General features: G+C 57.8%; 27 protein-coding genes, 1 tRNA gene, 1 pseudogene and 1 riboswitch. Of the genes and pseudogenes, 24 read left to right on the top strand and 5 right to left on the bottom strand.

Going from position 1 to position 26,640, the window contains the following annotated elements; translation table 11 throughout:
- The first annotated feature begins 103 nt into the window (after positions 1-103).
- The 13 genes and pseudogenes from DTF_RS25095 to DTF_RS0103010 all read left to right on the top strand — a co-directional run bounded on the left by DTF_RS25095 (position 104) and on the right by DTF_RS0103010 (position 11,605).
- A complete protein-coding gene (locus DTF_RS25095) occupies positions 104-1,426 on the top strand; it encodes a CCA tRNA nucleotidyltransferase (RefSeq protein ID WP_051360793.1) in 1,323 nt (440 codons plus the stop codon).
- A gap of 13 nt (positions 1,427-1,439) precedes the next feature.
- Positions 1,440-1,514 (top strand) — tRNA-Gly (locus DTF_RS0102955).
- 96 nt (positions 1,515-1,610) lie between these two features.
- On the top strand, positions 1,611-1,802 hold the full coding sequence (locus DTF_RS27720) for a DUF1737 domain-containing protein (RefSeq protein WP_027714108.1): 192 nt from the start codon (positions 1,611-1,613) through the stop codon (positions 1,800-1,802).
- 7 nt (positions 1,803-1,809) lie between these two features.
- A complete protein-coding gene (locus tag DTF_RS0102965; protein ID WP_027714109.1) occupies positions 1,810-2,037 on the top strand; it encodes a hypothetical protein in 228 nt (75 codons plus the stop codon).
- Between the two features lie 515 nt (positions 2,038-2,552).
- Complete coding sequence (locus DTF_RS0102970) at positions 2,553-5,399, top strand: DEAD/DEAH box helicase family protein (protein WP_027714110.1); 2,847 nt, start codon at positions 2,553-2,555, stop codon at positions 5,397-5,399.
- Between the two features lie 16 nt (positions 5,400-5,415).
- Positions 5,416-5,745, top strand: coding sequence for a hypothetical protein (locus tag DTF_RS0102975; protein ID WP_027714111.1), 330 nt, complete (start codon positions 5,416-5,418; stop codon positions 5,743-5,745).
- 20 nt (positions 5,746-5,765) lie between these two features.
- Positions 5,766-7,475: a restriction endonuclease subunit S gene (locus DTF_RS21615; RefSeq protein WP_162148583.1), complete on the top strand. Its 1,710-nt coding sequence runs from the start codon at positions 5,766-5,768 to the stop codon at positions 7,473-7,475.
- A 17-nt stretch (positions 7,476-7,492) separates the two neighbouring features.
- Positions 7,493-8,707 (top strand): deoxyguanosinetriphosphate triphosphohydrolase family protein, encoded by a 1,215-nt coding sequence (locus DTF_RS0102985; protein WP_027714112.1) that lies wholly within the window; start codon positions 7,493-7,495, stop codon positions 8,705-8,707.
- Positions 8,708-8,732: 25 nt separating this feature from the next.
- Positions 8,733-8,978: pseudogene (locus DTF_RS0102990) on the top strand (type I restriction-modification system subunit M N-terminal domain-containing protein); the annotation flags it as partial.
- Between the two features lie 40 nt (positions 8,979-9,018).
- Entirely contained in the window at positions 9,019-9,468 is a 450-nt protein-coding gene (locus DTF_RS0102995) for a hypothetical protein (RefSeq protein WP_155890689.1), read from the top strand.
- A gap of 35 nt (positions 9,469-9,503) precedes the next feature.
- Entirely contained in the window at positions 9,504-10,511 is a 1,008-nt protein-coding gene (locus DTF_RS0103000; protein ID WP_027714115.1) for a zinc dependent phospholipase C family protein, read from the top strand.
- Positions 10,508-10,957 (top strand): hypothetical protein, encoded by a 450-nt coding sequence (locus tag DTF_RS0103005; RefSeq protein WP_027714116.1) that lies wholly within the window; start codon positions 10,508-10,510, stop codon positions 10,955-10,957. The genes DTF_RS0103000 and DTF_RS0103005 overlap by 4 nt, the downstream gene beginning before the upstream one ends.
- A 12-nt stretch (positions 10,958-10,969) precedes the next feature.
- A complete protein-coding gene (locus tag DTF_RS0103010) occupies positions 10,970-11,605 on the top strand; it encodes a Fic family protein (RefSeq protein ID WP_027714117.1) in 636 nt (211 codons plus the stop codon).
- Here DTF_RS0103010 and DTF_RS0103015 read toward each other — a convergent pair.
- Positions 11,586-11,780 carry a hypothetical protein gene (locus DTF_RS0103015; protein ID WP_035055560.1) on the bottom strand — a complete coding sequence of 65 codons (195 nt, stop codon included), beginning with the start codon at positions 11,778-11,780 and terminating at the stop codon, positions 11,586-11,588. The genes DTF_RS0103010 and DTF_RS0103015 overlap by 20 nt on opposite strands.
- A 66-nt stretch (positions 11,781-11,846) precedes the next feature.
- On the opposite strand from DTF_RS0103015, the gene DTF_RS0103020 reads away from it, so the two are divergent.
- From DTF_RS0103020 to DTF_RS21630, 6 genes are all read left to right on the top strand, one after another.
- Positions 11,847-13,349 (top strand): class I SAM-dependent DNA methyltransferase, encoded by a 1,503-nt coding sequence (locus DTF_RS0103020; protein ID WP_027714119.1) that lies wholly within the window; start codon positions 11,847-11,849, stop codon positions 13,347-13,349.
- 68 nt (positions 13,350-13,417) lie between these two features.
- Positions 13,418-14,110 (top strand): hypothetical protein, encoded by a 693-nt coding sequence (locus DTF_RS0103025; protein ID WP_027714120.1) that lies wholly within the window; start codon positions 13,418-13,420, stop codon positions 14,108-14,110.
- Positions 14,111-14,235: 125 nt separating this feature from the next.
- Complete coding sequence (locus tag DTF_RS21620) at positions 14,236-14,955, top strand: DUF3307 domain-containing protein (protein ID WP_051360797.1); 720 nt, start codon at positions 14,236-14,238, stop codon at positions 14,953-14,955.
- Positions 14,956-14,991: 36 nt separating this feature from the next.
- Positions 14,992-15,921 carry a peptidoglycan DD-metalloendopeptidase family protein gene (locus tag DTF_RS21625; protein WP_051360799.1) on the top strand — a complete coding sequence of 310 codons (930 nt, stop codon included), beginning with the start codon at positions 14,992-14,994 and terminating at the stop codon, positions 15,919-15,921.
- A gap of 44 nt (positions 15,922-15,965) precedes the next feature.
- A complete protein-coding gene (locus DTF_RS0103040) occupies positions 15,966-16,709 on the top strand; it encodes a DUF3592 domain-containing protein (protein ID WP_027714121.1) in 744 nt (247 codons plus the stop codon).
- 195 nt (positions 16,710-16,904) lie between these two features.
- Complete coding sequence (locus DTF_RS21630) at positions 16,905-17,843, top strand: YihY/virulence factor BrkB family protein (RefSeq protein WP_051360801.1); 939 nt, start codon at positions 16,905-16,907, stop codon at positions 17,841-17,843.
- On the opposite strand, the gene DTF_RS0103050 is transcribed toward DTF_RS21630, so the two are convergent.
- Complete coding sequence (locus tag DTF_RS0103050) at positions 17,840-18,583, bottom strand: MBL fold metallo-hydrolase (RefSeq protein WP_027714122.1); 744 nt, start codon at positions 18,581-18,583, stop codon at positions 17,840-17,842. The genes DTF_RS21630 and DTF_RS0103050 overlap by 4 nt on opposite strands.
- A gap of 93 nt (positions 18,584-18,676) precedes the next feature.
- On the opposite strand from DTF_RS0103050, the gene DTF_RS0103055 reads away from it, so the two are divergent.
- Complete coding sequence (locus DTF_RS0103055; protein WP_035055563.1) at positions 18,677-19,132, top strand: SRPBCC family protein; 456 nt, start codon at positions 18,677-18,679, stop codon at positions 19,130-19,132.
- Positions 19,133-19,139: 7 nt separating this feature from the next.
- Here the strand turns inward: DTF_RS0103055 and DTF_RS25100 are convergent, their stop codons facing one another.
- Entirely contained in the window at positions 19,140-21,845 is a 2,706-nt protein-coding gene (locus DTF_RS25100; RefSeq protein WP_051360803.1) for a S8 family serine peptidase, read from the bottom strand.
- A 78-nt stretch (positions 21,846-21,923) separates the two neighbouring features.
- A riboswitch (cyclic di-GMP riboswitch) is annotated at positions 21,924-22,002 on the bottom strand.
- Between the two features lie 155 nt (positions 22,003-22,157).
- On the opposite strand from DTF_RS25100, the gene DTF_RS0103065 reads away from it, so the two are divergent.
- Complete coding sequence (locus tag DTF_RS0103065) at positions 22,158-22,766, top strand: flavodoxin family protein (RefSeq protein ID WP_027714124.1); 609 nt, start codon at positions 22,158-22,160, stop codon at positions 22,764-22,766.
- 103 nt (positions 22,767-22,869) lie between these two features.
- Here the strand turns inward: DTF_RS0103065 and DTF_RS0103070 are convergent, their stop codons facing one another.
- Together DTF_RS0103070 and DTF_RS0103075 are read right to left on the bottom strand one after the other, a co-directional pair.
- On the bottom strand, positions 22,870-24,051 hold the full coding sequence (locus tag DTF_RS0103070) for a zinc-dependent alcohol dehydrogenase (protein WP_027714125.1): 1,182 nt from the start codon (positions 24,049-24,051) through the stop codon (positions 22,870-22,872).
- 47 nt (positions 24,052-24,098) lie between these two features.
- Positions 24,099-24,842: an SRPBCC family protein gene (locus DTF_RS0103075; protein ID WP_027714126.1), complete on the bottom strand. Its 744-nt coding sequence runs from the start codon at positions 24,840-24,842 to the stop codon at positions 24,099-24,101.
- A 399-nt stretch (positions 24,843-25,241) separates the two neighbouring features.
- On the opposite strand from DTF_RS0103075, the gene DTF_RS0103080 reads away from it, so the two are divergent.
- From DTF_RS0103080 to DTF_RS0103090, 3 genes are all read left to right on the top strand, one after another.
- The gene (locus DTF_RS0103080; RefSeq protein WP_027714127.1) at positions 25,242-25,430 is read left to right on the top strand and encodes a DNA gyrase inhibitor YacG; all 189 of its coding nucleotides are present in this window, start codon (positions 25,242-25,244) and stop codon (positions 25,428-25,430) included.
- Positions 25,431-25,504: 74 nt separating this feature from the next.
- Positions 25,505-25,876: a 6-carboxytetrahydropterin synthase QueD gene (queD, locus tag DTF_RS0103085; RefSeq protein ID WP_027714128.1), complete on the top strand. Its 372-nt coding sequence runs from the start codon at positions 25,505-25,507 to the stop codon at positions 25,874-25,876.
- Positions 25,848-26,609, top strand: coding sequence for a 7-carboxy-7-deazaguanine synthase QueE (locus tag DTF_RS0103090; RefSeq protein ID WP_027714129.1), 762 nt, complete (start codon positions 25,848-25,850; stop codon positions 26,607-26,609). The genes queD and DTF_RS0103090 overlap by 29 nt, the downstream gene beginning before the upstream one ends.
- Positions 26,610-26,640: the final 31 nt, after the last annotated feature.

Here is a 26,640-nt window from a genome sequence, read left to right on the forward strand (position 1 = left end):
CACCGTAAAAGGCCCGCATTTGCGGGCCTTTTTTTTTAAACTCCCCTGCGCATCTCCCCCTCTGCGTTAAACTTGACCAAAACCACTGCCACGAGACTCCTGAATGGAAGACCTAAAAAAAATTCTCACCGATGCCCGCATCATCCCGGCCCTGACCGAACTCCTTCGGCCCGGCACCGAATGCTGGCTGGTCGGCGGGACGCTTCGGGACTGGCTTCTCGGGCGGCCGGTGAGGGACTTCGACATCGCCACGCCGAAGGATCCGTCGGATCTGGCCATGCGTTTTGCCGAACGGGTCGGGGGGAAGTGGTTTCTCATGGACCGGCAGAGGCGGCAGAGCCGGGTCGTCCTGAGAGGGGAGGGGATCACCTGCGATTTCGCCCCCTTTCGGGCTCCCGACCTGAAAGGGGATCTGCGCATGCGTGATTTCACCGTCAATGCCCTGGCTCTTCCCCTGACCGGGAAATTTCCGCCGAAGCTGATCGACGTGGTCGGGGGGCGGGAGGATCTTGCCCTGAAGCGGCTGCGGGCCTGCTCGGAGTGGGTCTTTTTCGACGATCCCCTGCGCGTCCTCAAGGGGGTGCGGCACTGCGCGGAGCTCGGTTTCCGTCTGGAGGAGGAAACCCGGAGGCTGATGGCTCGGGCTGCCGGGGTGATGGATCGCGTCGCACCGGAGCGCATCCGCGCCGAGGTGGCCGCCATCTTTTCCGCTCCCTCGCCGGCGGACCACCTGCCGCTGCTGCATTCCCTCGGCCTCGACGGGAAGCTGTTCGGCCCCTCCCAGGTCGAAGAAGGATTCGACCGGGGGGTCCAGTTGGCGGCCCGGATGGAGAAGATCACCCGGAATCTGGCGGCGGACGATGCCGCGGCGGCTCTTCTCGACGAAGAGCTGGAAGCCGGTCTCAGCCGCCGGACCCTGCTCACGTTCGCCGCCTTCCTGCGCGGCTACGCGCCGCAGGATCCGGCAGGGCTGAGCGCTTCCCTTCGCCTGGGCGGCAAAGCCGCTGCCGCCTTGCCGGCTCTCGCCGCTCTGCCGAGGAATCGGGCGGCCGAGATCGCCGCCTTGCCCGATAAGCCTCGAGGACGCGCTCTCTGGGCCGCCTCCCTGGGTGCCGGAGCGGTGAACAGCCTGATGTTTATCTCCCTCTTCAAAAAAGAATCGCCGGAAGAGGTCGCCGCCGAGGTCCTGCCCCTGCTGCGCGACGTGATCGACTGCGCCCGGGGAGGTCGCATCCCCGACCTGGTCGACGGCCGCTGGGTGAGGGAAAACCTCGGCCTGGGGGAGGGGCCTAAAGTCGGCGGCGTGCTGGAGATGTTGCGCCGGGAGGAGATCGCCGGACGGGTTAACAACGCCCAGGAAGCGAGGAAATTTCTGAAATCGTTGGCCAAGAAAATCGTTGACAATGAAACGGGCGGCACCCTATAATCTGCCCCTGCATGCGGGAATAACTCAGTGGTAGAGTGTCAGCTTCCCAAGCTGAAGGTCGCGGGTTCGAATCCCGTTTCCCGCTCCAAAGATTGCAAGGGTTAGGCAGATCTGCCTAACCCTTTTTTTATCTTGCTCAGAGTTTAATCCGCCGTAAGTACATTTTTTAGACAGGAGATCTTTCATGCGCAACATTGCGGAATACAAACTTATCTCATCCCACTCACCCCAGGAAATGATCTCGGAGGTGAACAAAATGATTTCTGATGGATGGCAGCCTTTCGGGTCCCCCCATGTAGTGGCGCCGGTTCTCAATGAAACCCCTGCTCCGCTTTATTCTCAAGCCATGGTCCGGTACGCGAATAAACTTGAGTAGAGGGTCTATGAGCCAGAAGAAGAAATCCCTGACCAAGCATCAGCCCCCCAAGAAGCAACAAAGCGTCTTCCAGGAGGCCTGGAGCAACATGTCCGATGACTTCAACCGCTTGATGCCGGAGAAGCTTCGGCAGCGCAAGGGGAAGAAGAAGTTCGTGCTGTGGCTGTTTATCCTGGAGCTGGTGGTTCTGGGAGTGGTGGGGAAGTTTGTTTATGAGTGGATTACGGGGGGCTGAGCTGTAGGAAATATTTTTTGACCAGCAGATTATGCAGATGGGCGCAAGGCACCCCTCCTCGAGACCAAGATCCGCAAATTCCGACCTCCAATATACGACGCGGAAGTCGTCATCCCCAAGTTCCGTCGCCTCAGCTTCGAAATCCAGCACCCAAACGTCCATTTATGCACTCGCCTGCGCTTGGGCTTTGTCGTCAAAAAGGTCGACTTAAAAGCAAATTACTGTATATTTCGACAAATTTGACGACTTAAGGTATGGAGTTCAGTGTAGAGATTCTTCAGGTAACCTGAATCACGACGATCCGGGTCTGAACCCTGCCTTTTCATTGACTTCCGGTCCTCCTGCCGGTATCTTGGGGCATTCTTTTTTTTGTGATGTTCTGGAGGATCGGATATTGGTTTTTAGTAGGTTTTCGAGATAGACTGGTGAGCCGCTTGCTGCCCTTTGGGGCGGGGGCGGTTTTTTGTTGTCGTTTCCGCACGTTGCAATGTTGCTCTTAAACCAGGAGTAGAGGGATGTCACCTTCCGAGCAGGAGGCGAGACAACAGATCGATGGACTGCTTATCGCCTGCGGCTGGCGGGTGCAGGACGCCTCCGCGGTCAACATCCATGCCGGCCGCGGGGTGGCGATCCGGGAGTTTTCTCTTCCGGGTTACGGATATGCCGACTACCTCCTCTACGTCGACGGCAAAGCCGCCGGGGTGATCGAGGCAAAGAAGGTCGGCACCACCCTGACAGGCGTCGAGGTGCAGTCGGCCCGCTACACCCAGGGGCTCCCTGAAGGCCTGCCGTGTTGGCACAACCCGCTCCCTTTCTGCTATGAATCGACAGGCATCGAGACCCGCTTCACCAACGGCCTAGATCCCGAGCCCCGCTCGCGCGGCGTCTTTGCCTTCCACCGGCCGGAGACCCTGGCGGCGTGGCTGGATGAGGCTCTGGATTTTCATGGGCTTCCGGCCGATATGGGCGGCGCGTCCTATGCGGCAGAAAGTCAGCCGAAAACCTTCCTTGCCCGGCTGAGATACATGCCCGAGTTGGTGACCGAGGGACTCTGGCCGGCGCAGATCAAGGCGATCGATAACCTCGAAGTCTCCCTGCGCGACAACCGCCCCCGGGCCCTGATCCAGATGGCGACCGGCTCGGGGAAGACCTTTACCTCGATCAACTTCATCTACCGCCTGATCAAGTTCGCCGGGGCCCGGCGGGTCCTCTTCCTGGTCGACCGCGCCAACCTTGGGCGGCAGACCCTCAAGGAGTTCCAGCAGTACGTCTCCCCCTACAACAACTTCAAGTTCACCGAAGAGTACATCGTCCAGAATCTCTCCTCCAACCGCCTCGACCGCACGGCGCGGGTCTGTATCTGCACGATCCAGCGGCTCTACTCCATGCTCAAGGGGCGGGAACTGGCGGAGGAGCTGGACGAGGAGTCGGCGGCGGAGCTGGGGAGCCTGTTCAAGGAGCCGGAGCCGATCGAGTACAACCCCGACTTTCCCATCGAGGACTTCGACATCATCGTCACCGACGAGTGCCACCGCTCCATCTACAACCTCTGGCGGCAGGTCCTCGAATACTTCGACGCCTACCTCATCGGCCTCACCGCCACGCCCAGCAAGCAGACCTTCGGCTTCTTCCACAAGAACCTGGTCATGGAGTACGGCCATCCCCAGGCGGTGGCCGACGGGGTCAACGTCAACTATGACGTCTACCGCATTCGCACGCAGATCGGAGATGCGGGCGGCAGGGTCGAAGCCGGCTACTACGTCGACAAGCGGGACCGCGAGACCCGCGAGGTGCGCTGGGAGCAGCTCGACGACGATTTCGCCTACGACGCCCGGCAGCTCGACCGCGACGTGGTCGCCGTCGACCAGATCCGCACGGTGGTGCAGACGTTCCGGGACAAGCTCTTCACCGAGATCTTCCCGGGGCGCTCCTGGGTCCCCAAGACCTTGGTCTTCGCCAAGGACGACTCCCACGCCGAGGACATCGTCCGGATCGTGCGCGAGGAGTTCGGCAAGGGGAACGAGTTCGCCCAGAAGATCACCTACCGCACCACCGGCGAGAAGCCCGAGAACCTCATCGCCGCCTTCCGCACCAGCCCCATGCCCCGCATCGCCGTCACCGTCGACATGATCGCCACCGGCACCGACATCAAGGCGGTGGAGTGCGTCTTCTTCATGCGAATGGTTAAATCAAGGGCCTACTTCGAGCAGATGAAGGGGCGCGGGGTGCGCATCATCAACGACAACGACCTCCAGGCCGTCACCCCCGACGCCGTGACCAAGGACCATTTCGTTATCGTCGACGCCGTCGGCGTCTGCGAGCAGGACCAGACCGACTCCCTCCCCATGGAGCGCAAGAAGAACGTCGGCTTCGAGAAGCTCCTCCAGGCCGTCGCCTTCGGCAACTGCGAGATCGACGTCATCTCCTCGGTGGCGGCGCGGCTGGCCCGGCTGGAGAAGAAGCTGACGTCCCAGGAGCACCGGCAGGTGGAGGAAATCACCGGCGGCACGTCCCTGAAGACGCTGACCGGCGACCTGGTCGCCGCCCTGGAGCCGGACCGACACATCGCCGAGGCGCAAAAGGCCTCCGGCTCCGCCGAGCCGGACGCCAGACAGATCCGGCAGGCGGCGGCGCGGGTTCTCGGCGATGCGGCCAAGCCCCTGTGCGACCCGATGCTGCGGGAGCTTCTCTTCGCCATCAAGAAGAAGAACGAGCAGATCATCGACACGGTCAGCACCGATACGGTGATCTTCTCCGGCTTTACCGAGGAGAAGGCCAAGGGGGTGATCGAATCTTTCGAGCGGTTCATCGAGGAGAACCGGGACGAGATCACCGCCCTGCAGGTGCTTTACAGCAAACCCTTCAAGCAGCGCTTGAGGTTTGAGGACGTGCGCGAGCTGGCCGAGAAGCTGGTGACGCAGGTCGAGCAGCTGCGCATCTACCAGACCCATCCGCAGGGATGGGAGAAGCGCGTGCCCGATGAGCTGTGGGCGGCCTACCGGAAGCTGGCGGCGGGCAAGGTGCGCGGTGCTGCTGCCAACCATATTTTGACCGATCTGGTGTCGCTGGTGCGCTTCGCCATGCATCAGGAGAACGAGCTGGTGCCGTTTCCGGAGAAGGTGCAGGTGAACTTCCGGGCGTGGGTGGAGCAGCAGCAGGCGAGCGGGCGGCGGTTTACCGACGAGCAGCGCAAGTGGCTGGAGATGATCCGGGATCACATCGCCGCCAACCTCCAGATCGAGACGGACGATTTCGATTATGCGCCGTTTGCGCAGGAGGGTGGAATTGGGAAGGTTTGGCAGTTGTTCGGGGAAGATTTGAATCTGATTCTTGATGAATTGAATGGAACTCTGGCAGCGTAGTAAGGAGGATGTTGGAATGTCCGATCAAGCCGAAGCACAGACACCACAAATTGTCGCTCCTGAGCAGGAGATGATTGCAATTACCGACTTGTTGAAGGGGGTTACTGAGCCATTGGCCAAGAGTCAGGATATTGCCCAGCAGGAAGCGACGAAAAGAGCAGAGATTCTTGGCCGGGTTACAAGCAAGTTCCTGATGTATGTGTTCAGTGTAGCGGTGCTCGTTGTGCTTCTCGCCGGCATGGCATTATTCAAGGGTGAAGTGCAGTTGACTGAAAAGATAATAATTGCTCTCCTTGGGTTCTTGGGTGGTTTTGGTTTCGGTCGCGGATTTGGTAAGGGGCAGTAGTGGTAAACGCTTGGACGGAAGTGAAAATTGAGGAGATTGCTGAGGTCAATCCGCGCCTTGACAAGAAAGATATCCCAGATGACCTGCTGGTTTCTTTCGTGCCGATGCCCGCAGTAGGCGCAGGAGATGGTTCAATTGACGTCTTGGCTGTAAAACCATTCAGTGAAGTAAAGAAGGGCTTTACCAGCTTTCAGCAAGGTGATGTGCTATTTGCCAAGATTACGCCGTGCATGGAAAATGGCAAGATGGCGGTCGTTCCCGAAGTCAAGAACGGATACGGGTTTGGTTCGACTGAGTTCCATGTGTTGCGGCCGAAGCCGGGAGTCAACGCCCGCTATCTTTACTTCTATGTTTCCAGTAATAAGTTTCGCGGCGATGCCGAACACCAGATGACCGGCGCGGTCGGGCAGAAGCGCGTGCCGACGCAATTCCTGCGTGATGCGACTATCCCTCTTGCCCCCCTCAACGAACAAACCCGCATCGTCGCCGAAATCGAAAAACAATTCTCCCGCCTCGACGAAGCCGTCGCCAACCTCAAGCGCGTCAAGGCCAACCTCAAGCGCTACAAAGCCGCTGTCCTCAAGGCCGCCGTCGAAGGCAAACTCACCGAAGAATGGCGCAAGCAGCATCCCGATGTCGAACCGGCCGACAAGCTGCTGGAGCGGATTCTTGAAGAGCGGCGTGCGAATTGGCAAGGGAGGGGGAAGTACAAGGAGCCTGTTGCGCCGGACACGAGCGGGTTGCCGGAGTTGCCGGAGGGGTGGGTTTGTGTCTCAATTGGCGACGTTTTTGAAGTCTGCGTTGGTGCGACACCAAGTAGAGTCAAGCCTGAGTACTGGAATGGTTCAGTCCCTTGGGTAAGTAGCGGAGAGGTCGCCTTCTGTAGAATTCGATCCACTAGAGAGACAATAACCGATCTTGGCTTAAAAAGCTCTTCAACGAAATTGCACCCTCCGGGCACAATCTTACTAGGGATGATAGGAGAGGGCAAAACAAGGGGTCAGGTAGCAATTCTCGACATTGAAGCGTGTAATAACCAGAACTCAGCGGCGATTCGAGTTTCGGATACGGAAATTGTGTCTGAGTACATCTACAGCTTTCTTGAGCAAGAATACGAACGTACTCGGCTCCGTGGTTCTGGAGGGAACCAGCCCGCGCTCAACAAAAGCCGAGTAGAACAAATTCCTTTTTCTCTCCCACCTATTGAGGAACAACACCAAATCGTCGCCGAAGTCGAACGCCGCCTCTCCATCGTCGCCGATGCCGAAGCGCAAGTCGACGCCAACCTCCGCCGCGCCGCCCGCCTGCGCCAGTCGATCCTCAAACAAGCCTTCTCCGGCCAACTCGTCTCCCAGGACCCAAACGACGAGCCGGCCAGCGTGCTGCTGGGACGGATACGGTCGCAGCAACCCCCGCAAACCAAAGAACCGGCCGCTCGCCAACGCAAGCACAGACTCCCTGCACCCAGGACAGGTGCACCCAGGACAGGTGCACCTGCGACCAATCCGCTGCCGATGGTCGCCGAAGCCCCCGCCCCCTACGGCGACGCCATCATCGCCCGCATCCTCGCCACAATGCAACACGGCCGCGAATACGCCCGCGCTGATCTGGTCGACCCGCTCGGTTTGACTGCTGGCCAGTGGAATACGGCGATTCAGGAGTTGAAGCGGGTAGGAAAGGTGCGGCAAGTTGGGGAGAGGCGTGGGGCGCGGTATGTAGTCTCTGGGTAGAGATAAATGGAGGTAACATGGGGAAAAATTCATTTGCAGAAGTGGCCTTAAATCCATCGAATCCGAAATGGAATCAATCTGTTTCTCGCGTATCCGAACTTTATCGGAAAACGGATGACATAAGGTCAGAATTTGCAAGAGATTTTACACGGATACTTCACTGCAATGCATATCGAAGACTGAAGCATAAGACTCAAGTTTTCTTTGCCACTCAAAACGACCATATTTGTACAAGGATTGAACACGTAAACCATGTATCGTCTGTTAGTCAGACAATTTCGCAGTATCTTGGTCTAAATACAGAATTAACAAGCGCGATAGCAATTGGACACGACCTTGGCCATGCGCCTTTTGGCCACGCTGGCGAGACGGTTATCAAAAAAATAGCAATTGATCATATAGGTGACAGCTTTTGGCACGAAAGGAATAGCCTTCGTTTTGTTGATGAAATTGAGACGTTGCCAGACAGTAGTGGACGGGATACAAACATGAATCTCACTTATGCAGTGAGAGATGGAATAGTTTCTCATTGTGGTGAGGTTGACGAGACAGGCCTACGGCCTAGGGATATGGCCATTGATTTGACAGAAATTGTAAAGCCAAATCAATATGCTCCGTTCAGTTGGGAAGCTTGTGTTGTCAAGGTTTCTGACAAGGTTGCTTACTTAGGGAGGGACATTGAGGATGCAATTAGGATTGGGATTTTGACTTACAGCGAACTTAAAAAGCTTAAGCAAATTTCCGGATCTCCTCTGAAAGAAATCAACAACACAATAATAATGCATGACTTTATTGTTGATTTGTGTAATTCAAGTTCTCCTGAAATAGGGATCTCCTTTTCAGAGAAGCACTTGGAATTAATAAATAATATTAAAAAATTCAATTATGAAACCATCTATTTTCACCCTCGACTTGAAAATTATAAAAAATATGTGGAACTTGTTATTCGATCTATTTTTGAGAGCCTTAAAGTGTGCTACAACAAGATGGAAACGCCAAATGTTATAAAATCTCATTCGAAATTTTATCCTAAATTTTCAGAATATTTTTTCGCATGGCTTAACAAATATTCGAATGCTAGCACCGCAAGGGGGGAGACGGGACGACTAAATAACAAAGTGATATATGACATGAATAATGAACGGCAATATCACCAAGCAATAATCGATTTCATAACGGCAATGAGCGATCAATTTGCAATCAAATCTTATAATGAACTGACAAGTTTTTGATAGATCGAATAAAGGTGAATTATTCATGACCCCAGCCGCAATCGTAAGCAAACTCTGGAACTTCTGCAACGTCCTCCGCGACGACGGCATGAGCTACGGCGACTATGTCGAGCAGCTCACCTATCTGCTTTTCCTTAAGATGGCCGACGAACGCACCAGACCGCCCTACAGCCAGCCGAGCAGCGTCCCGGCCGACTACGCCTGGCCGACCCTGGTGAAGAAGGTCGGTGACGACCTCTTCGACCATTACCGCCACACCCTCGAAGCCCTCGACCAATTCATCATACACCTCTTGTGGGATTCTTGCCTATTTGAATGAAAGGGTTGTTGCTATGCCAGATGTTAAAAGACAAATTGAGGCCGAAATTACTCAACTGCATCCTGAGGCGACAAACTTCCAATTCTCAATAGCGCTGAGAGAGTTTCTAGGTGGACGCGTCTATTACATTGAATATGAGGATGATCAAAACGAAGAAGAAAACAATCAGTATTATGCCCATGTTGATGCCAATGGCGAAATTGATTTATATGATGACGGAGTTGATGTTTTGAGAGAGCTTCAACTAGAAATGGATAAAAGGAGAACATTTCTTCAGAGAATTAATGAAATATCCTTTTCCGAGTTCATAGGTGGTATAATAGCTATTCTGGTTACAATAGCATTCTTGACAATGTGGGCATTTAGAGATGTAAAGTCAGAGTATATTCCAATTTTCAGTATTGTACTGGGATACTATTTTGGGAAGAATGTTGGTAAATAATTTAATATTGCATAAAGTATCAAGGAGATGACCTGATGCCCAGCGGTATTTCGCATATGCTTCTCAGCCGATATCTTCCGGTGGAGGCCGATAGGCCTTACAGCCATAAAATGAGGGCGAATACCCGTTATTTTCAGATCGGAAGTATCGCCCCCGATCTCCCTTACGCCAGTGTAACCGACAACGATTTCCTCGACTCTGACAGCGAGCTCGCCAACATATTTCATTTCACATCACCGGGGCAGGCACCGAGCCTGGCACCCAACCGCCTGCCACTGATGGGTTTAGAGCAGGTGAAGACGTTTATTGAAAACGGAGCGGACAAGAGAGGGTGTGACGCCTTCTTCTGGTTCCTGGTTGGCTATGCCTCCCATCTTATTGCTGACGGCGTCTGCCATCCCTATGTCATGGATAAAGTTGGTCGCTACGAAGGATCAAACAAGGCGGTGCACCGAGCGCTCGAAATGGGGATTGACGTTCTTCTTTTCAAGCATTTCACCGGTGATAGAGGCCATGCCATAGAGGCCGGTTACGCCAGAATGGACACCTACATCAAGGGCTTCAACGACTTGAAATATTCCAACATGGTGTGCAACCACTTTGCGAATCTGATTGAATCGATCTATGGTAGGGGTGTTCAACCGGAAGAGATTGCTGGCTGGGTGGAGGGTATGGCCCGGCTGTTCTGCCTTTCTACCGGCAGGTGGCCGAACTGGTTCCGGACACTCGATGCCACCCGGCCTTTCGTCTTCAGGGAAATCGCAGATCTGGATGGACAGGAAGATGACTACCTTGCTCTCGAAAGGCCGAGATTCTGGGACGAGAATTTCCTTGGAAGGGATCGCATCCACTTTTTTGAGGACTGCTTGCCGCGGTTCAATGAAAAAATGATCGATTTCATGGAGAAGGCTTGGGCCTTCGTTTATGAATCCGGACCAGGTCTTGGCGAGAACGATCTGCCAGCGTATAGCCTAGATACCGGCCGGCCCGTAGCCAATTTCGATGACATCGCTATAATTCCATCCCAATGGGAGGTCGCATGATATCGTCGCGGTTCTGTTTTTTATTCGCAATCCTCCTCCTCACTTCTGGTTGTGCGGCCATTACCGGCGGTATCGACGAGGTTGAAAGGGATGAGTTTCTGTACAAGCTCCCGCTGATGAACGAACAGGTGTTGGGCAGCCTGAAATATGACGATCCCTCAAGGGATCTGCGGACTTTGACGATAAAGGCTTACGACGAGCTTTTAGGCATGACAGAGCTTGTAGAGGATGGCGAAGAGGGTATCGATTTCATTCAAAAGAGCAGGGCCGAGACAAAGTTCCATATACTGCAGAACACGTTCCTTGTTTGCCTTCATTCGGAGACATGGGGGTATCTGCTCTGTGATGATGCAGCGACACCGGGAGGCGATCGGGTTGAGATCGGGAAAGATCTCCCGCCGCTGGAATCGTCCTATGAGGCTCTACTGGAGACCCGTTCCAGGTAAAGGTAAAAGCGAATGACCCCACATGATCGCTACGATACCTCGGGTCTCCCAGAAGACCAGTATGAGCCGGAATCCAACGGTACAGTGCTGAAAAACCTCCTCGGTATCACGACACGTGAAAAGATGGAAACTGCCGAGACAGCCGAGCTTTGGCTGGCCGAGGAGCAATTGCTTGGAGAGATCGAACAGGATCAGTCGTTTACCGCCCCAGACATTTGTGGCATGCACCGGCTCTGGCTTGGGCGCATCTACTCATGGGCTGGTGAATACCGAAAGGTAAATCTCAGCAAGGATGGGTTCACCTTTGCCATGGCCCACACGATTCCGGCATTAATGGCGGAGTTCGAGCGCGATCAGCTGGCGCGCTACACCCCCTGTCACTTCAGTGAGCGTGAAACTATTGCCCAAGCCTTGGCCGAGGTGCATGTGGAGCTGATGCTGATCCATCCGTTTCGTGAGGGGAACGGTCGGCTTGGCCGCCTGCTGGCGACCCTGATGGGGCTTCAGGCAGGTCTTCCGCTTCTTGATTTCAGCGAAATGGCGGGGCGGCGCAAGGAAGAGTATTTTGCCGCGGTGCGGGCGGGCCTAGATCGGGAATATCGCCCTATGACGCACCTCTTTGTCGACGTTATCGAGCTTTCTTCTTGACGGTGCTGGAAGAGACTTCCCCGGACTTGGTTGCGACAAACCGTCCGGAAGCGGCATCGCGCTTGACCTGGATCCCCTCAATGGCGGAGGAACTCTCGATATTAAGGGCCAAGGCACGCTCCCGCTGGGAGGCATCCTTGAGATAGGGATTGGTGTTCAGGAGAGATTTTTTCATAACCCCAAGTATACAACAGCCCGAAGCCGAAATCATTATGAAAAACCACGCATTGAGAGATAATCCATGACCCCCGCCGCAATCGTAAGCAAACTCTGGAACTTCTGCAACGTCCTCCGCGATGACGGCATGAGCTACGGCGACTACGTCGAGCAGCTCACCTATCTGCTCTTCCTCAAGATGGCCGACGAGCGCACCAAGCCACCCTACAACCAGCCGAGCAGCGTCCCGGCCGACTACGCCTGGCCGACCCTGGTGAAGAAGGACGGCGACGACCTCTTCGACCATTACCGTCACACCCTCGAAGCCCTCGGCAACGAAAAGGGTCTGCTCGGGCTGATCTTTAACAAGTCCCAGAACAAGTTCCAGGACCCCGCCAAGCTGCGCCGCCTGATCGTCGACCTCATCGACAAGGAGAACTGGTCGGTGATGAGCGCCGACGTCAAGGGGGACGCCTACGAGGGGCTGCTGGAGAAGAACGCCCAGGACACCAAGAGCGGGGCAGGGCAGTACTTCACCCCCCGGCCGCTGATCCAGGCCATCGTAGACGCCGTCGCCCCCAGGCCCGGCGACTCCATCTGCGACCCGGCCTGCGGCACCGGCGGCTTTCTGCTGGCGGCCCACGACTACATCGTCGAGAACCATCCCCACATGACCAAGGCGGAGCTCAAGGCGCTCAAGGGGGAGACCTTCATGGGGTGCGAGCTGGTGCAGTCGACGGCCCGGCTCTGCGCCATGAACCTGATGCTCCACGGCATCGCCGGCAACGGGGACGGCACCCGCCTGCCGCTGGTGGTGGGCGACTCCCTGGCCGGCGACCCCGGCGACCGCTACGAGATCGTCCTCACCAATCCCCCCTTCGGCAAGAAAAGCTCGACCACCATCGTCGGAGAGGACGGGAAGGTCGGCCGCGAGACCGAGATCATCGAGCGAGACGACTTCTGGGCTACCACCTCGAACAAGCAGCTCAACTTCCTGCAGCACGTCAAGACCCTGCTCAAACAGCACGGCCGCGCCGCCGTGGTCGTCCCCGACAACGTGCTCTTCGAAGGCGGGGCAGGGGAGACGATCCGCCGCAAGCTCCTGCATGAATGCGAAGTGCACACCCTCCTGCGCCTCCCCACCGGCCTCTTCTACGCCCAAGGCGTTAAGGCGAACGTCCTCTTCTTCGACCGCAAGCCCGCCAGCGAGACTCCCTGGACGAAGAAGCTCTGGATCTACGACCTGCGCACCAACCAGCACTTCACCCTCAAGACCAACTCCCTCAAGCGCGGCGATCTCGATGAGTTCGTAAAGCTCTACAATCCCGCCAAGCGGCAGCAACGCACCGCCACCTGGAGCGAGAAAAATCCCGACGGCCGCTGGCGCTGTTTCGACTTCGAGGAAATCGTCGCCCGCGACAAGGCCAGCCTTGACATCTTCTGGCTGCGGGACGAATCGCTGGAGGATTCGGACAACCTGCCCGACCCGGGTGTGATCGCTGCCGAAATTGTGCAGGATCTGGAGGCGGCGCTTGAGCAGTTCCGGTTGATTGCGGAGGATTTGGGGGAGGAAGTCACAGAGGGTTAAATGTTCCTGCATGGAGCTGTGTATGACCTCATGCTACATTGATAATTCGATGATTGAGGAGCGTTTTTATGGATGTTCAAAAAGATCGATACTACGCTGCCCTGACGGGGGATGCCATTCAGTCTTCAAGACTGGGGTCTGAGGCCCGAAGTAGGCTTCACGACGCCATCCTGAATACCGGCGAGGAACTGACCGACGCCTTTCCAGGTCTCGTTATCGGTGGGATCAATATCTTTAGAGGCGACAGTGTTCAATTTCTGCTTAGCGAGCCGGCCAAATCCTTGCGGGCTGCATTGTTCTTTAGAGCTGCATTAAAGGCATCTACGGGCTCCCTTAAGGTTGATATGCGCATCGCCATTGGGATCGGCACCATAGATTTTATGCCTGAGACTTCAAAGGGGGGCGCCGATGGTGAAGCCTACCGGCTTTCTGGGCCCGCTCTCGATAGTATGGGGACAAAGCAGACTTTATGCCTGGCATTGCCTCAAAGCTTTGGCTCACATCATAACCTTGAGGCGCTGAAAACGACCGTTGTGTTGGTGGGAACCCTGGCTGATCGATGGACGGAAAAGCAGGCCCTTGCTGTCAAAGGCGCCCTGCTTGGGTATACCCAGGATGAAACCCGCCAGATCTGGCCATCTACCGTTACCCGACAAGCCGTCGCCAAAAGCCTTGATGGGGCAGGATGGTTTGCTTTGGAGCGAGCTCTGCAGTCTTTCGAGAATCTTGAGTTTCATCTCCACATTAGACCACAACCCTAAGGGTTGCTTGCGATGAATGCAACCCTTCGAGGTTGCGCAAAGGAATGGCAACCCCATAAGGTTGCATAGTTCACGCGCGCTCAATTTAAAAAATGCACTTTTGACGATGAAAACCCGGAGGAACGGTGGAAGTTGCAAACCTGGACATCGTTTTTGGCTTGATTACAGCTCATTTATTGGGAGATTTCTTTTTTCAATCCGACCTGATGGTCCGGAACAAAAGAGACGCCGGCGTTCTTATGATCCATGCGTCGCTGGTCACGGCAGTTAGCTACCTGATATGCGGAATCTGGATTAGTTGGCAAATTTTAGTGGGTGTTCTCATCACTCATATGGTTATTGATGGAATTAAGACCCTATCAGGGAAGGATGGCCCCAAAGCCTTCCTTCTGGACCAAGGTGCTCATCTTGCTGCTCTTACGGCCATCGGGGTTTATTGGATTCCCGGTGAGACCGTGCCGTATTGGCAATCAATTTTCCCCTTTTATACCAAGGGACTATTGCTAGTTACTGGTGCGATACTTTGTGTTCGGGTTGGAGGCTTCTGGGTTGGAAAGACGGTCGCTCCTTTTCAGAAGGCTCTTGATAATACATCTGAGGGTTTGCCGAATGCCGGCCGACTGATAGGTCAACTGGAACGTGCGTTGATTTATCTTCTTGTGTTGGCAGGCGAGCCCCAGGGAGTTGGCTTCCTGGTTACAGCCAAGTCCATTTTACGGTTTGGTGAGATCAAGGAACCGGGACAACAAAAGGAGGCCGAATATATCATTATTGGAACGCTCATGAGCTTTAGCTGGGCGCTCTTTATCGCATTCGCAACCAAGGCCCTTCTTGCTTTTCTCTAGGCATAATGAAGTTTGTTTCCGAAAGCCGACCCCTCAATGACCACCTGGCCGAAGTATTTTTTTCTCCTCCTGTTCGCCTCCCTCTGCACCCCAAATGCATGGGCGGAAAAGATTTACACTTCCCGGGGCGAGAACGGCAACCTGGTCTTTTCCGACAAGCCCGTCGCCGGGGGAAAGGTCCTGGGAGTGCGGCAGGTCGAAGTTGCCAGAGGGCCCTGTTTCAGCGTCGCCAAGCGAGGGGAGAAGGACGATCTTCAGATTCACGGCGTCAACGAATGCTTTGGACCCGTGGAGTATCAGTTCACCCTCGACGAGGCGGAGAATATCGCATTGGACCGGCCGCGAACGTTTACCACCATCATCGGCTCGCGACAGAACCAAAGCATCGTACGCCTCTGGCAGGCCGACAGGCGGAAGGGGTATCGGTACACCTATACCCAAAGCTTCGTCGTCGGCGATCCCGCAGCCCGGCATCTTCCATCGCAACCGTACCTGCTTCCGGTTCCCGCCGACCAGTCCTTCCGGGTCTCCCAGTCATTCCATGGACAATCGACACACACCCATCCCCAGAGCGAATATGCGGTCGACATCCCCATGCCGGAGGGGACCAGGATCCACGCGGCACGCTCCGGCGTCATCATGAACGTCGCCCACGATTTCTTCACTGGAGGCAAAGGGGCGCAGTTCGCGGAAAAGGCCAACTTCATCCGCATTCTCCACGACGACGGCACCATGGCCCTCTATGCTCACCTGAAGGTGGAATCGATCCAATATTCCGTGGGCGCCCGGGTTGAAAGAGGGCAGTTCATCGCCGAGTCAGGCAACACCGGCTATTCGTCGGGTCCGCACCTCCATTTTACCGTCCAGAAGAATTTCGGCATGGAGCTTCGCTCGATCCCCTTTGAATTCGCCGACAGCAGGGGAGGGGGCTTCGTTCCAGAGGCGGGGATGGTGGTTCGCCGCTGAAGCAAGTCACCGTGTTCTTCATAGCTCCTGAAATATAAAAACCCATGACCGACCTCATCCAGAATCTCCCCTTCGCTTTCGGACTCCTCTTTGGAGCCTTCATGGTCGCCCTCGGACTGATTCTCCTTCTCGTGGGGCTGGTCACGCTCCGGGACACCTTCGTCTCCCTGCGCTGGCCCCGGGCGACCGGTCAGGTTGTTTCCAGCGAGGTGCGCAGGGAAGAGCGCCTGGAGGGGCAGATCGTGTTCCGCCCGGAGGTGGCCTACACCTACGCCTGCGGCGGCGGGACCCTCACCGGCCGGAAGATCGCCTTTGCCGAGAAGCTTTACCACTCGGAGGCGGCTGCGCAAAAAGCCATCGAGCGCTATCCGACGGGGATGGTGATTACCATCCGCTACGATCCGGATTTCCCCACTGAAGCGGTCATCGAACGGAAGGGCGCTCTGGCCGGGATCATCTTACTGCTGCTGGGGGCGGCGATGATTGCCGCACCGCTGGCGGTGGGGGCAGGGCAGGGGATCCGACTCGGGCCGGTTCTGGCCGTGATCGTCTTTCTCTTCGCGGTCGTTTTCATCTCCGGCCGGCGATTCCGGCTTCGACGACGCCGGGTCCAGCGGGCCGGACTTCTTCCGCCGCCGGGGCAGGGAACCGACGAGGATGTGGAACGTCTCCTCAGGGCGGGCGAGAAGCTCATGGCCATCCGCCTCTACCGCGACCTGCACGGAACCGACCTGAAGACCTCCCGGCTGAAGGTCAGGGCGATGGCCGAACGCCTCCGGCGGTCCTGATCCCTCTCTCACCTTCCCCCCACGACCCACGAAACCCCTCCCTCTCGCCGCCCGTTGACATTAATGTCCAACCTGATAAAAGTATCGGTAACCACTTGTAAAATAAACAAAAGGAGATCAATCAATCAAGGTCGGAAGGAGCCGGGCGCTACAGCTGTCCGCTGGCTTCTTCAAACCGGTTCGGGAGATATCACAATGGCAACCAAAACCCGCTCAACCCTCAAGGGGTGGAAGAACATCCTGGTACGGGTGAAAGACGAGCAGAAGGAGGACAACCTCTCCATCGTCTCCGCCGGGGTGGCCTTCTACGCAATGCTTTCGGTTTTTCCGGGGCTGGCGGCCCTCATCTCCATCTACGCCCTCTTTGCGGATCCCTCCGGGGTTCAGCAGCAGATCGCCGGAATCAGCGGTTTCATTCCGCAGGAGAGCCGCCAACTGCTCGAACAGCAGATCAATCACATCATGTCGACGTCCTCGGGAGCGCTGGGAATCGGGGCCATCGGCGGCCTGCTGATTTCCCTCTGGAGCGCCAACAAGGGAATGAAGGCCTTCATGACCGCCCTGGACATCGTCTATGACGAAAAGGAGACGCGTGGGTTCTTCAAGATAAACGGCATCGCTCTCCTATTCACCGTCGGCGGGATCCTGGCCGCCCTTATTTCCCTGGCTCTCATTGCCGTCATTCCGGCGATCCTGCAATTCCTCGGGATTCCGGAGAGCATCCGGGACGTGGTGAACTTCGGCCGCTGGCCTTTACTTGCCCTGATGGTCATGCTCTGGCTCGCGGTGCTGTACCGCTATGCCCCCGACCGAAGAGAGCCCGGCTGGCGATGGGTCAGTTGGGGGTCGGCCATCGCGACGCTGCTTTGGATCGGCGCATCGCTCCTCTTCTCGTTCTATGTCTCCAACTTCGGCAGCTACAACAAGACGTACGGATCGATGGGGGCCATCATCATCCTGCTCATGTGGTTTTTTCTCACCGCCTACGCCGTTCTGATCGGCGCGGAACTGGACGCGGCGATAGAGCACCACGCCGGGGCGGAGACGGCCCGCAGGGGGACCCTATCGGCGAAAGCGCGCAGCGCCAGCTCCACCGGAAAGACTGAGGGAAAGAACCGGAAAAAGAGCGACTAGCGGGGTGGGGATTCCTTTTCATCGAGGACGGCCCGGTACGTCTCCCTCAACTCCCTCAGGGCGCCGGCCCCGTCGCCGCTGAAGGAGGAGCCGTGCATGACGGCGAGATGCCGCGGCTCCAGCGCGGCCAGCTCCTCCAGGGCGGGTCCTAGAAGCGGGGACCAGACAGTGGCGTGGGCCAGAGGCCCTGCCTGGTACTCCCGCAGCGCCTCCCGCGAACGGTCGATGAGGCTCTCCCCGGTCAGCGGCTCGACATCGCCGCTCTGGAGGAAGAGGTCGGAGCAGAGCAGGGTGGCTTCGGATTCCTCGAAGAGATGGCCGGCGTCCCATCCGTGGGGAACGTGGGGAGTGGCGACGAGACGGAAGCGATACTTCCCCGTCTTCAGGACATCGTCCTTTTCGAGAACCCGCGCCTTGCGGTCGGCGACATCGTTGATGTTGACCACCGCGCCGACGGCTCCGCAGACCGGCTCGGCCCGCGGGGCGACAGCGAGCCATTCGTTGAGAGAACCGCATTCATCCGCCTCGTAGTGGCTGAAGCCGATCCAGCGGATGCGCGACGGATCGAGAATCCGGGTCACAGCGTCTTTCACCATGGGAAACATCTGACGCAGGCCGGTGTGATAGAGGAGAGGTTCGTCATCACGCAGGAGAAACTGATTGAACTGCAGGTTCGCCTGGGGGATATAAAGAGAGAACCTGAACAGGTCGGGGGCAATCTCATCGATGTGAACGGCCATGAATCCCTCCGTTAATTTTCTTGAAAAAGCTCATATCGCAAATAGTTGAAGTCAAACATTTTCAGAAAATGCATTAACATCAGGCCTGGCATCATGATCCATACCCTGCACAGCTCCTTCGCGATTCCCCGGCCCATCGAGGAAGTCTTCCCCTTCTTCGCCGAGGCCGGCAACCTAGAACGGATCACCCCTCCGGAACTCAACTTCCACATCCTCCAGCCCAGGCCGGCCACCATAGCCGCCGGCACCCTGATCGACTACCGCCTGCGACTGTTCGGCTGGTCCTTCAACTGGCGCAGCGAGATCACCACCTGGGAGCCTCCGCACCGCTTCGTCGACCGGCAGGTGGAGGGGCCGTACCGCCTCTGGATCCACACCCATCGTTTCCGGCAGGCGGACGGGGGCACGGTCATCGAGGACGAGGTCCGCTATGAGCTGCCCCTGCGCCCCCTGGGGGAGATCGCCCACCCGCTGCTGCGACTTCATCTCAAACGGATCTTCCGTTACCGGGAGAAGGCGATCCGCGGGATTCTGACCCCCATTCCCTGATTTCTCTCTATGGAAGAGCCACTGTGCTGCTCGTGCCGTTGTCGCCGGTTCCGTCGTAGCTCAAAGAGTCGTGGGTCACGTCGGTGACCGAGAAAGTCACACTGCCTGCATTCATCTTCAAGTTCCTGGTTGCCAGCGCACATTCGCCGAACTGGTCGGTGACGCAGGAGCTGCTTCCCGAATACCCTCCGCTCCAGTCTCCGGATACCGTCGCATTCGCTACCGCTGCGTGGTCGGTATCGTGCACGATGATTTTGACGAGCGCCTTCCAGAACTTGCTGTTCACGATTTCCCCGACGCCCTGGAGAGTTCCGAGATGCATTTCGCCTCCGGTGGATGCGGCTTGGCCGACCGTGATCTCAATCGCGGCGCTTCCCTTGGCGCCGAGGAAGTCGGCGGCCTCGGCGGTGATGATATGACGCCCGTCGCTGAGAGCGTTTTTGCCGCGTTTGCTGATGCTTCCGCCTGTCCCGATGACCCCGTCGCGGCTCGATGTCCAGACCAGATCGGCGGTTAAATCTCCATCTTCGGGATCGATGGCAGACCCGATGAAGGTGATCTTGCTTCCGGAACCGAATACGGCACCGTCCCTGGGGGTTTCAATTGTCACAGTCGGCGGCAGGTTGTCGGCGGAGGCGACGATGGTGACGGACACCGTGGCCGGTTCGCTGGTCGCGATGCCGTCGTGGGCCGTGAAGGTGAAGGAGTCGGAACCGGTGAAGTTCGGCGTGGGCGTGTACGTCAGCGCCGGCTCAATGCCGCTCAGGGTGCCGTGGGCGGGGTTGTCGGCGACAGCAAAGGAAAGGCTGTCGTTGTCGGCATCGGAAGCCGAGAGCAGGATTTCAAGAGGAGAATTCTCAGGGCCCGAAACGCTCTGGTCATGGGCCACGGGAGGGGTGTTGGCACCGGCCGCCGGCAGGGGGCCTCGCGACAGATCCAGGGCAACGCTTCCCCCCTTGCCGCCGTCCGCATCGTCGGCAAAGGGATAGATCCTGACCGTGTACGTCCCGGTATCGCCGGAATTCATGGGGAGGTAATGCAGGGTTTCCTGGCGCCCCATGGCGCCGCACTCTCCCAGAAGAGGGCAGATGCTTTCGGCAATGACTGAACCGGAGGGGTGGATGAGCTCCGCGTCGAGATCGGGCGCCCACGCCCATCCTCCCAGGATGTCGCAAAAGACAGGTGACCCGTAAAGGCATACGGGACCCCCGTCGAGGATGGTAACGGCTGCCGCGACCGGGACTCCCAGATCGGCTTCGGTGATCTCGAAGGTAAAGGTCCCCTCGCCGTTGTCGGGGACCGTCCCGGTTTTTCTCTCCCCCCTGGGAAAGGCCGTCGGTTCGGCGGTAAGTGCTCCTGCGGCAGCAACCAGCCCGGCCCCGTCGAGGAGACCGGCGCCCCAGTCATTGTCCGCCCCGGCTGCGCCCCGGTCCTGGGCGGTGGAGAGGAGGAGCCCCTTCAGATTCCCTGGAGTGATTTCCGGATTGGCCTGAAGCGCCAGAGCCAGGGCGCCGGAGACGAAAGGGGTGGCCATGGAGGTGCCACTCCAGGTGACATAGCTGTTGGTGGTGCCGGCACGAGCGGAGGTCACGGAAACCCCCGGTGCGACGATGTCGGGCTTGAGCCGCCCATCCGCGGTCGGCCCGCGGCTGGAGAAGGGCGCCAGGTAGATCCCGTTGGAATGGTTGGGAGCGGAGGCGGGTGCCGACCATTCGGCAGCCGCTCCCACGGTCACAGCCTGGGCTGCAGCCCCGGGGGAGCCGACGGTTTCAGGCCCGTCTCCGGAGTTCCCAGCCGCTACCACCACACTCTTGCCGGCGGCCACCGCATTGTTGACAGCCTGACTCAGGGAGTCCCGGCCGTCCGAAGAGCCGGTGGTGCCGAGACTCATGGAAATGATGTGCACTCCAGATTGCTCGGCGCACCACTGCACCCCGGCGATGACACCGCTGTCGGCACCCGAACCGGCGGCGTCGAGAACCTTGGCGGCATAGATGCGGGATCGTGGGGCCACTCCGTGAAAGGAGTTGGAATCGCCTCCGCCGGTGCCGTCGCCGGCTGCGATGGCTGCCACATGGGTGCCGTGGCCATGGTCGTCATAAGGGTCCATCCGGTTGCCGATGAAATCGGCGAAAGCGGCCACTTTTCCGTCGTTCAGCTGTTCATGTTCCGGATCGGCGCCCGTGTCCACCACGCAGATCCCGACGCCGGTGCCGTCCAGGCGGGCTGCCCATCCCTCCACGGTGTTGATGCCGAAATCTTTCCTGGCGGCATCGAGCATGGCCGACACCTGAAAGTCCTCCTCCACCCGGAAGACTCCCTGCGCCCTGGCCAGAGCCCGGGCCTGAGCCGCGGTTACGGTGGCGGCAAATCCGCGGATGATGCGGAACTCCTTTTTAACCTTGAAAGGCCCCACGGCCTTTTGTGCGTCGTCGGCGCCGCCTCTTCCGATAAAAGTGACCACAACATCAACCGGCGCTGTCGGCGGCAGGCTGGCGATCTGCTCCTGAAGACCATCGGAAAGGCCGTTACCGTCCCGATCGCTGAGAACGGTCTTTTTTGCTTGCGATACGGAAGGCAGCCCCCTCTGCTCGCCAGTCTGGAGCTGGGATGGAACGGTTGCGGCGGCAGCTGAACGGTCACCTTGGAATGTCAGGAAAAGAAGGCAAATGACATGAAGTACGGCGGAAATCTGGAAGCTAGATCTTCTCATTTCAACCTCCTGTTCAATACATCTTTTAAATTCCTTCGGACAAATATAAAGCCGAGCGTACCATGAGGATCGAATCCCTTCGGCAGCTCGGCCATTTCCACAGCGGAGATCCGCCGCTTTCCGTCCCCTTTTCACAAAGAGTTTGGCTTTTGCAGGATTGCAGCCCTCACGAGGCTTTTATATTCATTCAAACATTGAAGGATAAGCTGTCAAGGCAAGCTGCACATCAATGCAAGCTTGATTGAAAAGATAATTACGGGTAAAAGGTTGTCACAAGATACTTCTGCTTTCAAAATCAGAAAGAGAAAGATCATGGGGAAAAAGATTCTGGGAATCGTCGGCAGCTACCGCAAGGGGGGCATCATCGACACAACCGTCTCCGAGGTTCTGAATGCGGCCGAGCAGAGGGGAGACAAGGTCGAGAAAATCCACTTGCTGGACAAACGCATCGAATTCTGCACCAATTGCCGTCGTTGCACGCAGACGGAAGGGCCGGACCCCGGCGTCTGCATTCACGATGATGACATGGCAGGATTGATCGCGGCCATCGAGGAGGCCGACGCCCTGGTGCTCGGCGCGCCGGTCAATGTCGGCGGAGTCAATGCGCTCACCCAGCGTTTTCTCGAACGTCTGGTCTGCTGTTCCTGGTGGCCCTGGGGAGAACCGGCGCCGAAGCTGCGCAAGGAGGGAAAGCCCACCAAGAAGGCGGTTTTGATCACTTCATGCGCCATGCCGGCCGTCATGGGACGGTTCTGCTCGGGGTCGATGAAGAGCCTGAAAAAGGGTGCCAGGGTCGTCGGCGCCAGACCCGTCGCCACCCTCTATGTCGGACTCGCCGCCGGAAGCGAACGGCAGCTCCTGAGCAGCCGCATGGCCGCCAAGGCGCGAAGGGCAGGGAGGAAGTTGTCGATATCATCGTAGAGACAGGCCGCTGGCCCGTCTGGTACGCCCCGCCGTAGAGACGCCCTGCCGGGGTGTCTCTACCCTTCCATGTTCCGCTCGATCACCTCCAACCAAACGGACACTAATGCACCGTCGGCGGCCTGAGCACGGTCTTGATGCAGTGTTCTTCCTTGTCGCGGAAGATACGGTAAGCCCGGGGCGCGTCCTCCAGGTCGAGACGGTGGGTTATGACGAAGGACGGATCGATGTCCCCTTTTTCGATGTGATCAAGCAGTTTGGGGAGATATTTCTGTACGTGGGTCTGTCCCATCTTCAGGGTTAGAGCCTTGCCGAAGGCGGCTCCAAGATTGACTTTGTCGAGAATGCCTCCGTAGACGCCCGGTATGGAGATCGTCCCCCCCTTGCGGCAGGCCTGGATGACTTGTCGCAAGACTGTCGGACGGTCTGTCTGCATCCTGGCCATCTGCAGGGCCTTGTCGAACTTGCCGAGGAGACCGGCGCCGTGAGCTTCCATACCGACGGCGTCAATGCAGGCGTCCGGTCCACGTCCGCCGGTCAATTCTTTGAGAGCCTCGAATACGTCGGTCTCCTCGTAGTTCAATACATCGGCCTGGCCGTGATTACGGGCCAGATCAAGTCGCTCAGGGAAGCGGTCGATGGCGATGACGCGGGCGGCGCCGAGCAGTCGGGCACTCTCGATTGCAAACTGCCCAACCGGTCCGCAGCCCCAGACGGCAACCACATCCCCCGGTTTGATTTCACAGTTGAGCGCCGCCTGGTATCCGGTAGGAAAGATATCCGAGAGGAAGAGGACCTGTTCGTCGGAGAGGTGCTCGGGAACCTTGATCGGGCCCACGTCGGCGTAGGGAACCCGGACGAATTCAGCCTGTCCCCCCGCGTAGCCGCCGAGCATGTGGGAGTAGCCGAAGAGGCCGGCGCCGGAATACCCGTACATCTCCTCGGCCATCCAGGCGTTGGGATTCGAGTTGTCGCAGAGGGAATATTCCTGGCGGCCGCAATGAAAACAGTGGCCGCAGGCAATGGGGAAGGGCACGACGACGCGGTCGCCCGGTTTGAGATTTTGCACTTGCGAGCCCACCTCGACAACCTCTCCCATGAACTCGTGACCGAGGATATCCCCCTTCTTCATGCTGGGCATGTAACCGTCGTAGAGATGAAGGTCGGAGCCGCATATCGCCGTCAGGGTGACCCGGATGATGGCATCGTGGGGGTTGAGTATTTTGGGTTCGGGGACGGTTTCCACCCGGATGTCCTCCGGACCATACCAGCAGATCGCTTTCATGATGACCTCCTTTGAGGGTGTGCCGGCCGCGGCGTGCCGCCGACTTTTCAGTGCAGCTGTCCCGAAGGCTGCCCGGCCACGGTAGGTACTTCGCCCGCCTCCATCAGACTCTTGAAGCGGCGCACATCCTCCCGGATCATTCGGGAGAGGGCCGGATTGAGCAGCCGGGCCGCGGCGGCTCCTATCGTCCCCGCCGGAGGGGAGTATTCGATGCTCACCTGCACCTCGGTGCCGCGGCCGCCGGGCGCTTCGCGAAAGACCACCGACCCCTTGTTGGATATGGGGGCCCCGGAAAGGGAGCGCCATGAGATCCGCTCGGAAGCCCGGGTTTCAGTCACCTCGGCATCCCAACTGAGGTTGCCGATGCCGCCGGGGACGCGGGCGGTCCAGTGGGAGCGGGATCCGTCGAGGTTGTGCACCGATTCGAGGTGCTGCATGAACTGGGGAAGGTTTTCCAGGTCGCGCCAGAAAGAGTAGAGCTCTTCCTGAGACCTTTCGATGGTTATCGCCTCGGTGATGAGGACCGCCTCGGGATGGGCAGTGTCTATTCCCAGGGCCGAGTAGGCAGGGCAGCGGCCGGTGAGTCCTCGATAGAGAAGAGTGCCTCCGGCCGCAGCCATGGCCAGCCCTTTGAACGAGAGGCGGGTCAGCCCGTAAAGGGTGAGCAGGCCGCCGCCGATCATGGAAATCTGGCGCTCGGCCGGTGCAAGGTTGATATCCTCGGACGATTCGCTGAATGGTTCGGAGGCGCTCTGGCTGGAAGCCGAAACGGAAGTGGCGGGATTTTCCATGTTGCTTCTCCTTTGAATGGATGATCAGCTACTTAATTAACGGTTCGCTGATTGCGGCTGCCGGACGCGTCAGCAATACGGTGATTCGCCCGGAACAGCCTTCACGCAGCAGGTATCTGCGGATCTGCATCGTTTGAAATTGACCTTAGCCGGGTATTGTTTTTTGTCAAACGCCAAGATTGAAAAAGTGAAATGCAGGAGGACTGTTCCGACAGAATTCGGACGGGCCCAGGGGAGAGAAGAGGTCAAAAGCTCGATGCTGTCGGTGATCTGATATGACGGTGCGATCTGAAATGGGACTATACAGCCGGGATGAGGTATGCTAGAAATCTACCGGGCGCGTCCGCCCCGGCTTGCGAATGGCCATCCCTTTCAATTAATATCGGGTATAAGCATCAGATGTCTGAAAAAATCAAAATTCTTAAGGTCCGCTGCCCCCGCTGCGGTACCAGAACGGAGTGGCAGGGTAATCCGCATCGTCCCTTCTGTTCGGAAAAATGCCGGCTCGTCGATCTGGGCCGCTGGGCCAGCGAAGAATATCGGGTCCCCGGCGAAAAGGTTGAAACCGAGGAGGAGGATCAGGATTGAACCCCTCTACCTTCTCAGGACAGCACGGCAACTCTTATTTTTTCTGAACTTCCCGGCTAGAGGAGATCATCAGCATGTACCGTCTCACCATCCATACTCAATTCGCCGCCGCGCACAACCTGATCAACTATCAGGGCGACTGCGAGAACCTGCACGGCCACAACTGGAAGGTCGAGGTCACCGTCGCCGCCCGGGAGCTGGACAAGGCCGGACTGGGGGTCGATTTCAAAATTCTCAAAAAGGAGACGAACCGGGTTCTTGACCAGCTCGACCACAAGTATCTCAATGAACTTTCGCCCTTCAGGGACCTCAGCCCCTCTTCGGAGAACATCGCCCGGCACCTCTTCGAGCAACTCGGTGCGGTGTTCAACACCGACAATCTGACGGTGGAAAAGGTCAACGTCTGGGAATCGGATTATGCCTGTGCCAGCTACTCCGCGAACTGAAGCCCAACTGATCGAGGTCTTTTCCTCCATCCAGGGAGAAGGGCTGCTGGTCGGCTGCCGCCAGATCTTTGTGCGTATGGCCGGGTGCAATCTCGACTGCGCCTACTGCGACACGCCATTCGAGCCCGTTGATGACTGCCGGATCGAGGACGCCCCCGGCTCCGGGAACTTTCTCAGCGTCCCCAACCCCGTGGCGCTGGAGACTCTCTTCAATATTCTTTTCGACTGGGAACGGGAGGCCCCCGGAATCCATCATTCCATCAGCCTCACCGGCGGCGAGCCGCTGGTCCAGGCCGGGGTCCTGGGGGAGTGGCTCCCCGCTCTTCGCAAGCTGCTGCCAATCCACCTCGAGACCAACGGCACCCTGCACAAGGCACTGGAGCCGCTGCTTCCCCACATCGACTCGGTCGCCATGGACATCAAGCTGCCTTCCCAGACCGGCGCCGACACCCCCTGGCAGGACCATCTCAATTTCCTGGCCATGGCCCGTGACTCGGACTGCCAGGTGAAGGTCGTCATCGGCGAGGAAACGTCGGGCAGAGAGGTGGAAAACGCGGCCCGGATGGTGCACCAAGTGGCACCGCTGGTTCCGCTGATCCTGCAGCCGGTGACCCGGAAGGGCGAAATCGCCATCACCGCCCGCATGCTCATCGACCTGCAGACCCGCGCCGCCCGCATTCATCCGGCGGTCCGGATCATTCCCCAGACCCACCGATTCATCGGACTGCTTTGAAGGTCCAATGACCTTTAACCTTTATCCCGGG

Origin of the sequence: Desulfuromonas sp. TF, from assembly GCF_000472285.1 — a bacterium.
Lineage (GTDB): Bacteria > Desulfobacterota > Desulfuromonadia > Desulfuromonadales > ATBO01 > ATBO01.

Bases quoted from the DNA above. Each gene is read 5' to 3' on its own strand.
- DTF_RS25100 (WP_051360803.1), bottom strand. From the start codon at position 21,845: ATGAGAAGATCTAGCTTCCAGATTTCCGCCGTACTTCATGTCATTTGC.
- DTF_RS0103015 (WP_035055560.1), bottom strand. From the start codon at position 11,780: ATGAAAAAATCTCTCCTGAACACCAATCCCTATCTCAAGGATGCCTCC.
- DTF_RS0103080 (WP_027714127.1), top strand. From the start codon at position 25,242: ATGTCTGAAAAAATCAAAATTCTTAAGGTCCGCTGCCCCCGCTGCGGT.
- DTF_RS0103050 (WP_027714122.1), bottom strand. From the start codon at position 18,583: ATGGCCGTTCACATCGATGAGATTGCCCCCGACCTGTTCAGGTTCTCT.
- DTF_RS0102985 (WP_027714112.1), top strand. From the start codon at position 7,493: ATGGGGAAAAATTCATTTGCAGAAGTGGCCTTAAATCCATCGAATCCG.
- DTF_RS0103040 (WP_027714121.1), top strand. From the start codon at position 15,966: ATGACCGACCTCATCCAGAATCTCCCCTTCGCTTTCGGACTCCTCTTT.
- DTF_RS21630 (WP_051360801.1), top strand. From the start codon at position 16,905: ATGGCAACCAAAACCCGCTCAACCCTCAAGGGGTGGAAGAACATCCTG.
- DTF_RS0103005 (WP_027714116.1), top strand. From the start codon at position 10,508: ATGATATCGTCGCGGTTCTGTTTTTTATTCGCAATCCTCCTCCTCACT.
- DTF_RS0103000 (WP_027714115.1), top strand. From the start codon at position 9,504: ATGCCCAGCGGTATTTCGCATATGCTTCTCAGCCGATATCTTCCGGTG.
- DTF_RS0103010 (WP_027714117.1), top strand. From the start codon at position 10,970: ATGACCCCACATGATCGCTACGATACCTCGGGTCTCCCAGAAGACCAG.
- DTF_RS27720 (WP_027714108.1), top strand. From the start codon at position 1,611: ATGCGCAACATTGCGGAATACAAACTTATCTCATCCCACTCACCCCAG.
- queD (WP_027714128.1), top strand. From the start codon at position 25,505: ATGTACCGTCTCACCATCCATACTCAATTCGCCGCCGCGCACAACCTG.
- DTF_RS0103065 (WP_027714124.1), top strand. From the start codon at position 22,158: ATGGGGAAAAAGATTCTGGGAATCGTCGGCAGCTACCGCAAGGGGGGC.
- DTF_RS0102970 (WP_027714110.1), top strand. From the start codon at position 2,553: ATGTCACCTTCCGAGCAGGAGGCGAGACAACAGATCGATGGACTGCTT.
- DTF_RS0103070 (WP_027714125.1), bottom strand. From the start codon at position 24,051: ATGAAAGCGATCTGCTGGTATGGTCCGGAGGACATCCGGGTGGAAACC.
- DTF_RS0102965 (WP_027714109.1), top strand. From the start codon at position 1,810: ATGAGCCAGAAGAAGAAATCCCTGACCAAGCATCAGCCCCCCAAGAAG.
- DTF_RS21625 (WP_051360799.1), top strand. From the start codon at position 14,992: ATGACCACCTGGCCGAAGTATTTTTTTCTCCTCCTGTTCGCCTCCCTC.
- DTF_RS25095 (WP_051360793.1), top strand. From the start codon at position 104: ATGGAAGACCTAAAAAAAATTCTCACCGATGCCCGCATCATCCCGGCC.
- DTF_RS0103020 (WP_027714119.1), top strand. From the start codon at position 11,847: ATGACCCCCGCCGCAATCGTAAGCAAACTCTGGAACTTCTGCAACGTC.
- DTF_RS0103075 (WP_027714126.1), bottom strand. From the start codon at position 24,842: ATGGAAAATCCCGCCACTTCCGTTTCGGCTTCCAGCCAGAGCGCCTCC.
- DTF_RS0103025 (WP_027714120.1), top strand. From the start codon at position 13,418: ATGGATGTTCAAAAAGATCGATACTACGCTGCCCTGACGGGGGATGCC.
- DTF_RS0102975 (WP_027714111.1), top strand. From the start codon at position 5,416: ATGTCCGATCAAGCCGAAGCACAGACACCACAAATTGTCGCTCCTGAG.
- DTF_RS0103055 (WP_035055563.1), top strand. From the start codon at position 18,677: ATGATCCATACCCTGCACAGCTCCTTCGCGATTCCCCGGCCCATCGAG.
- DTF_RS0103090 (WP_027714129.1), top strand. From the start codon at position 25,848: ATGCCTGTGCCAGCTACTCCGCGAACTGAAGCCCAACTGATCGAGGTC.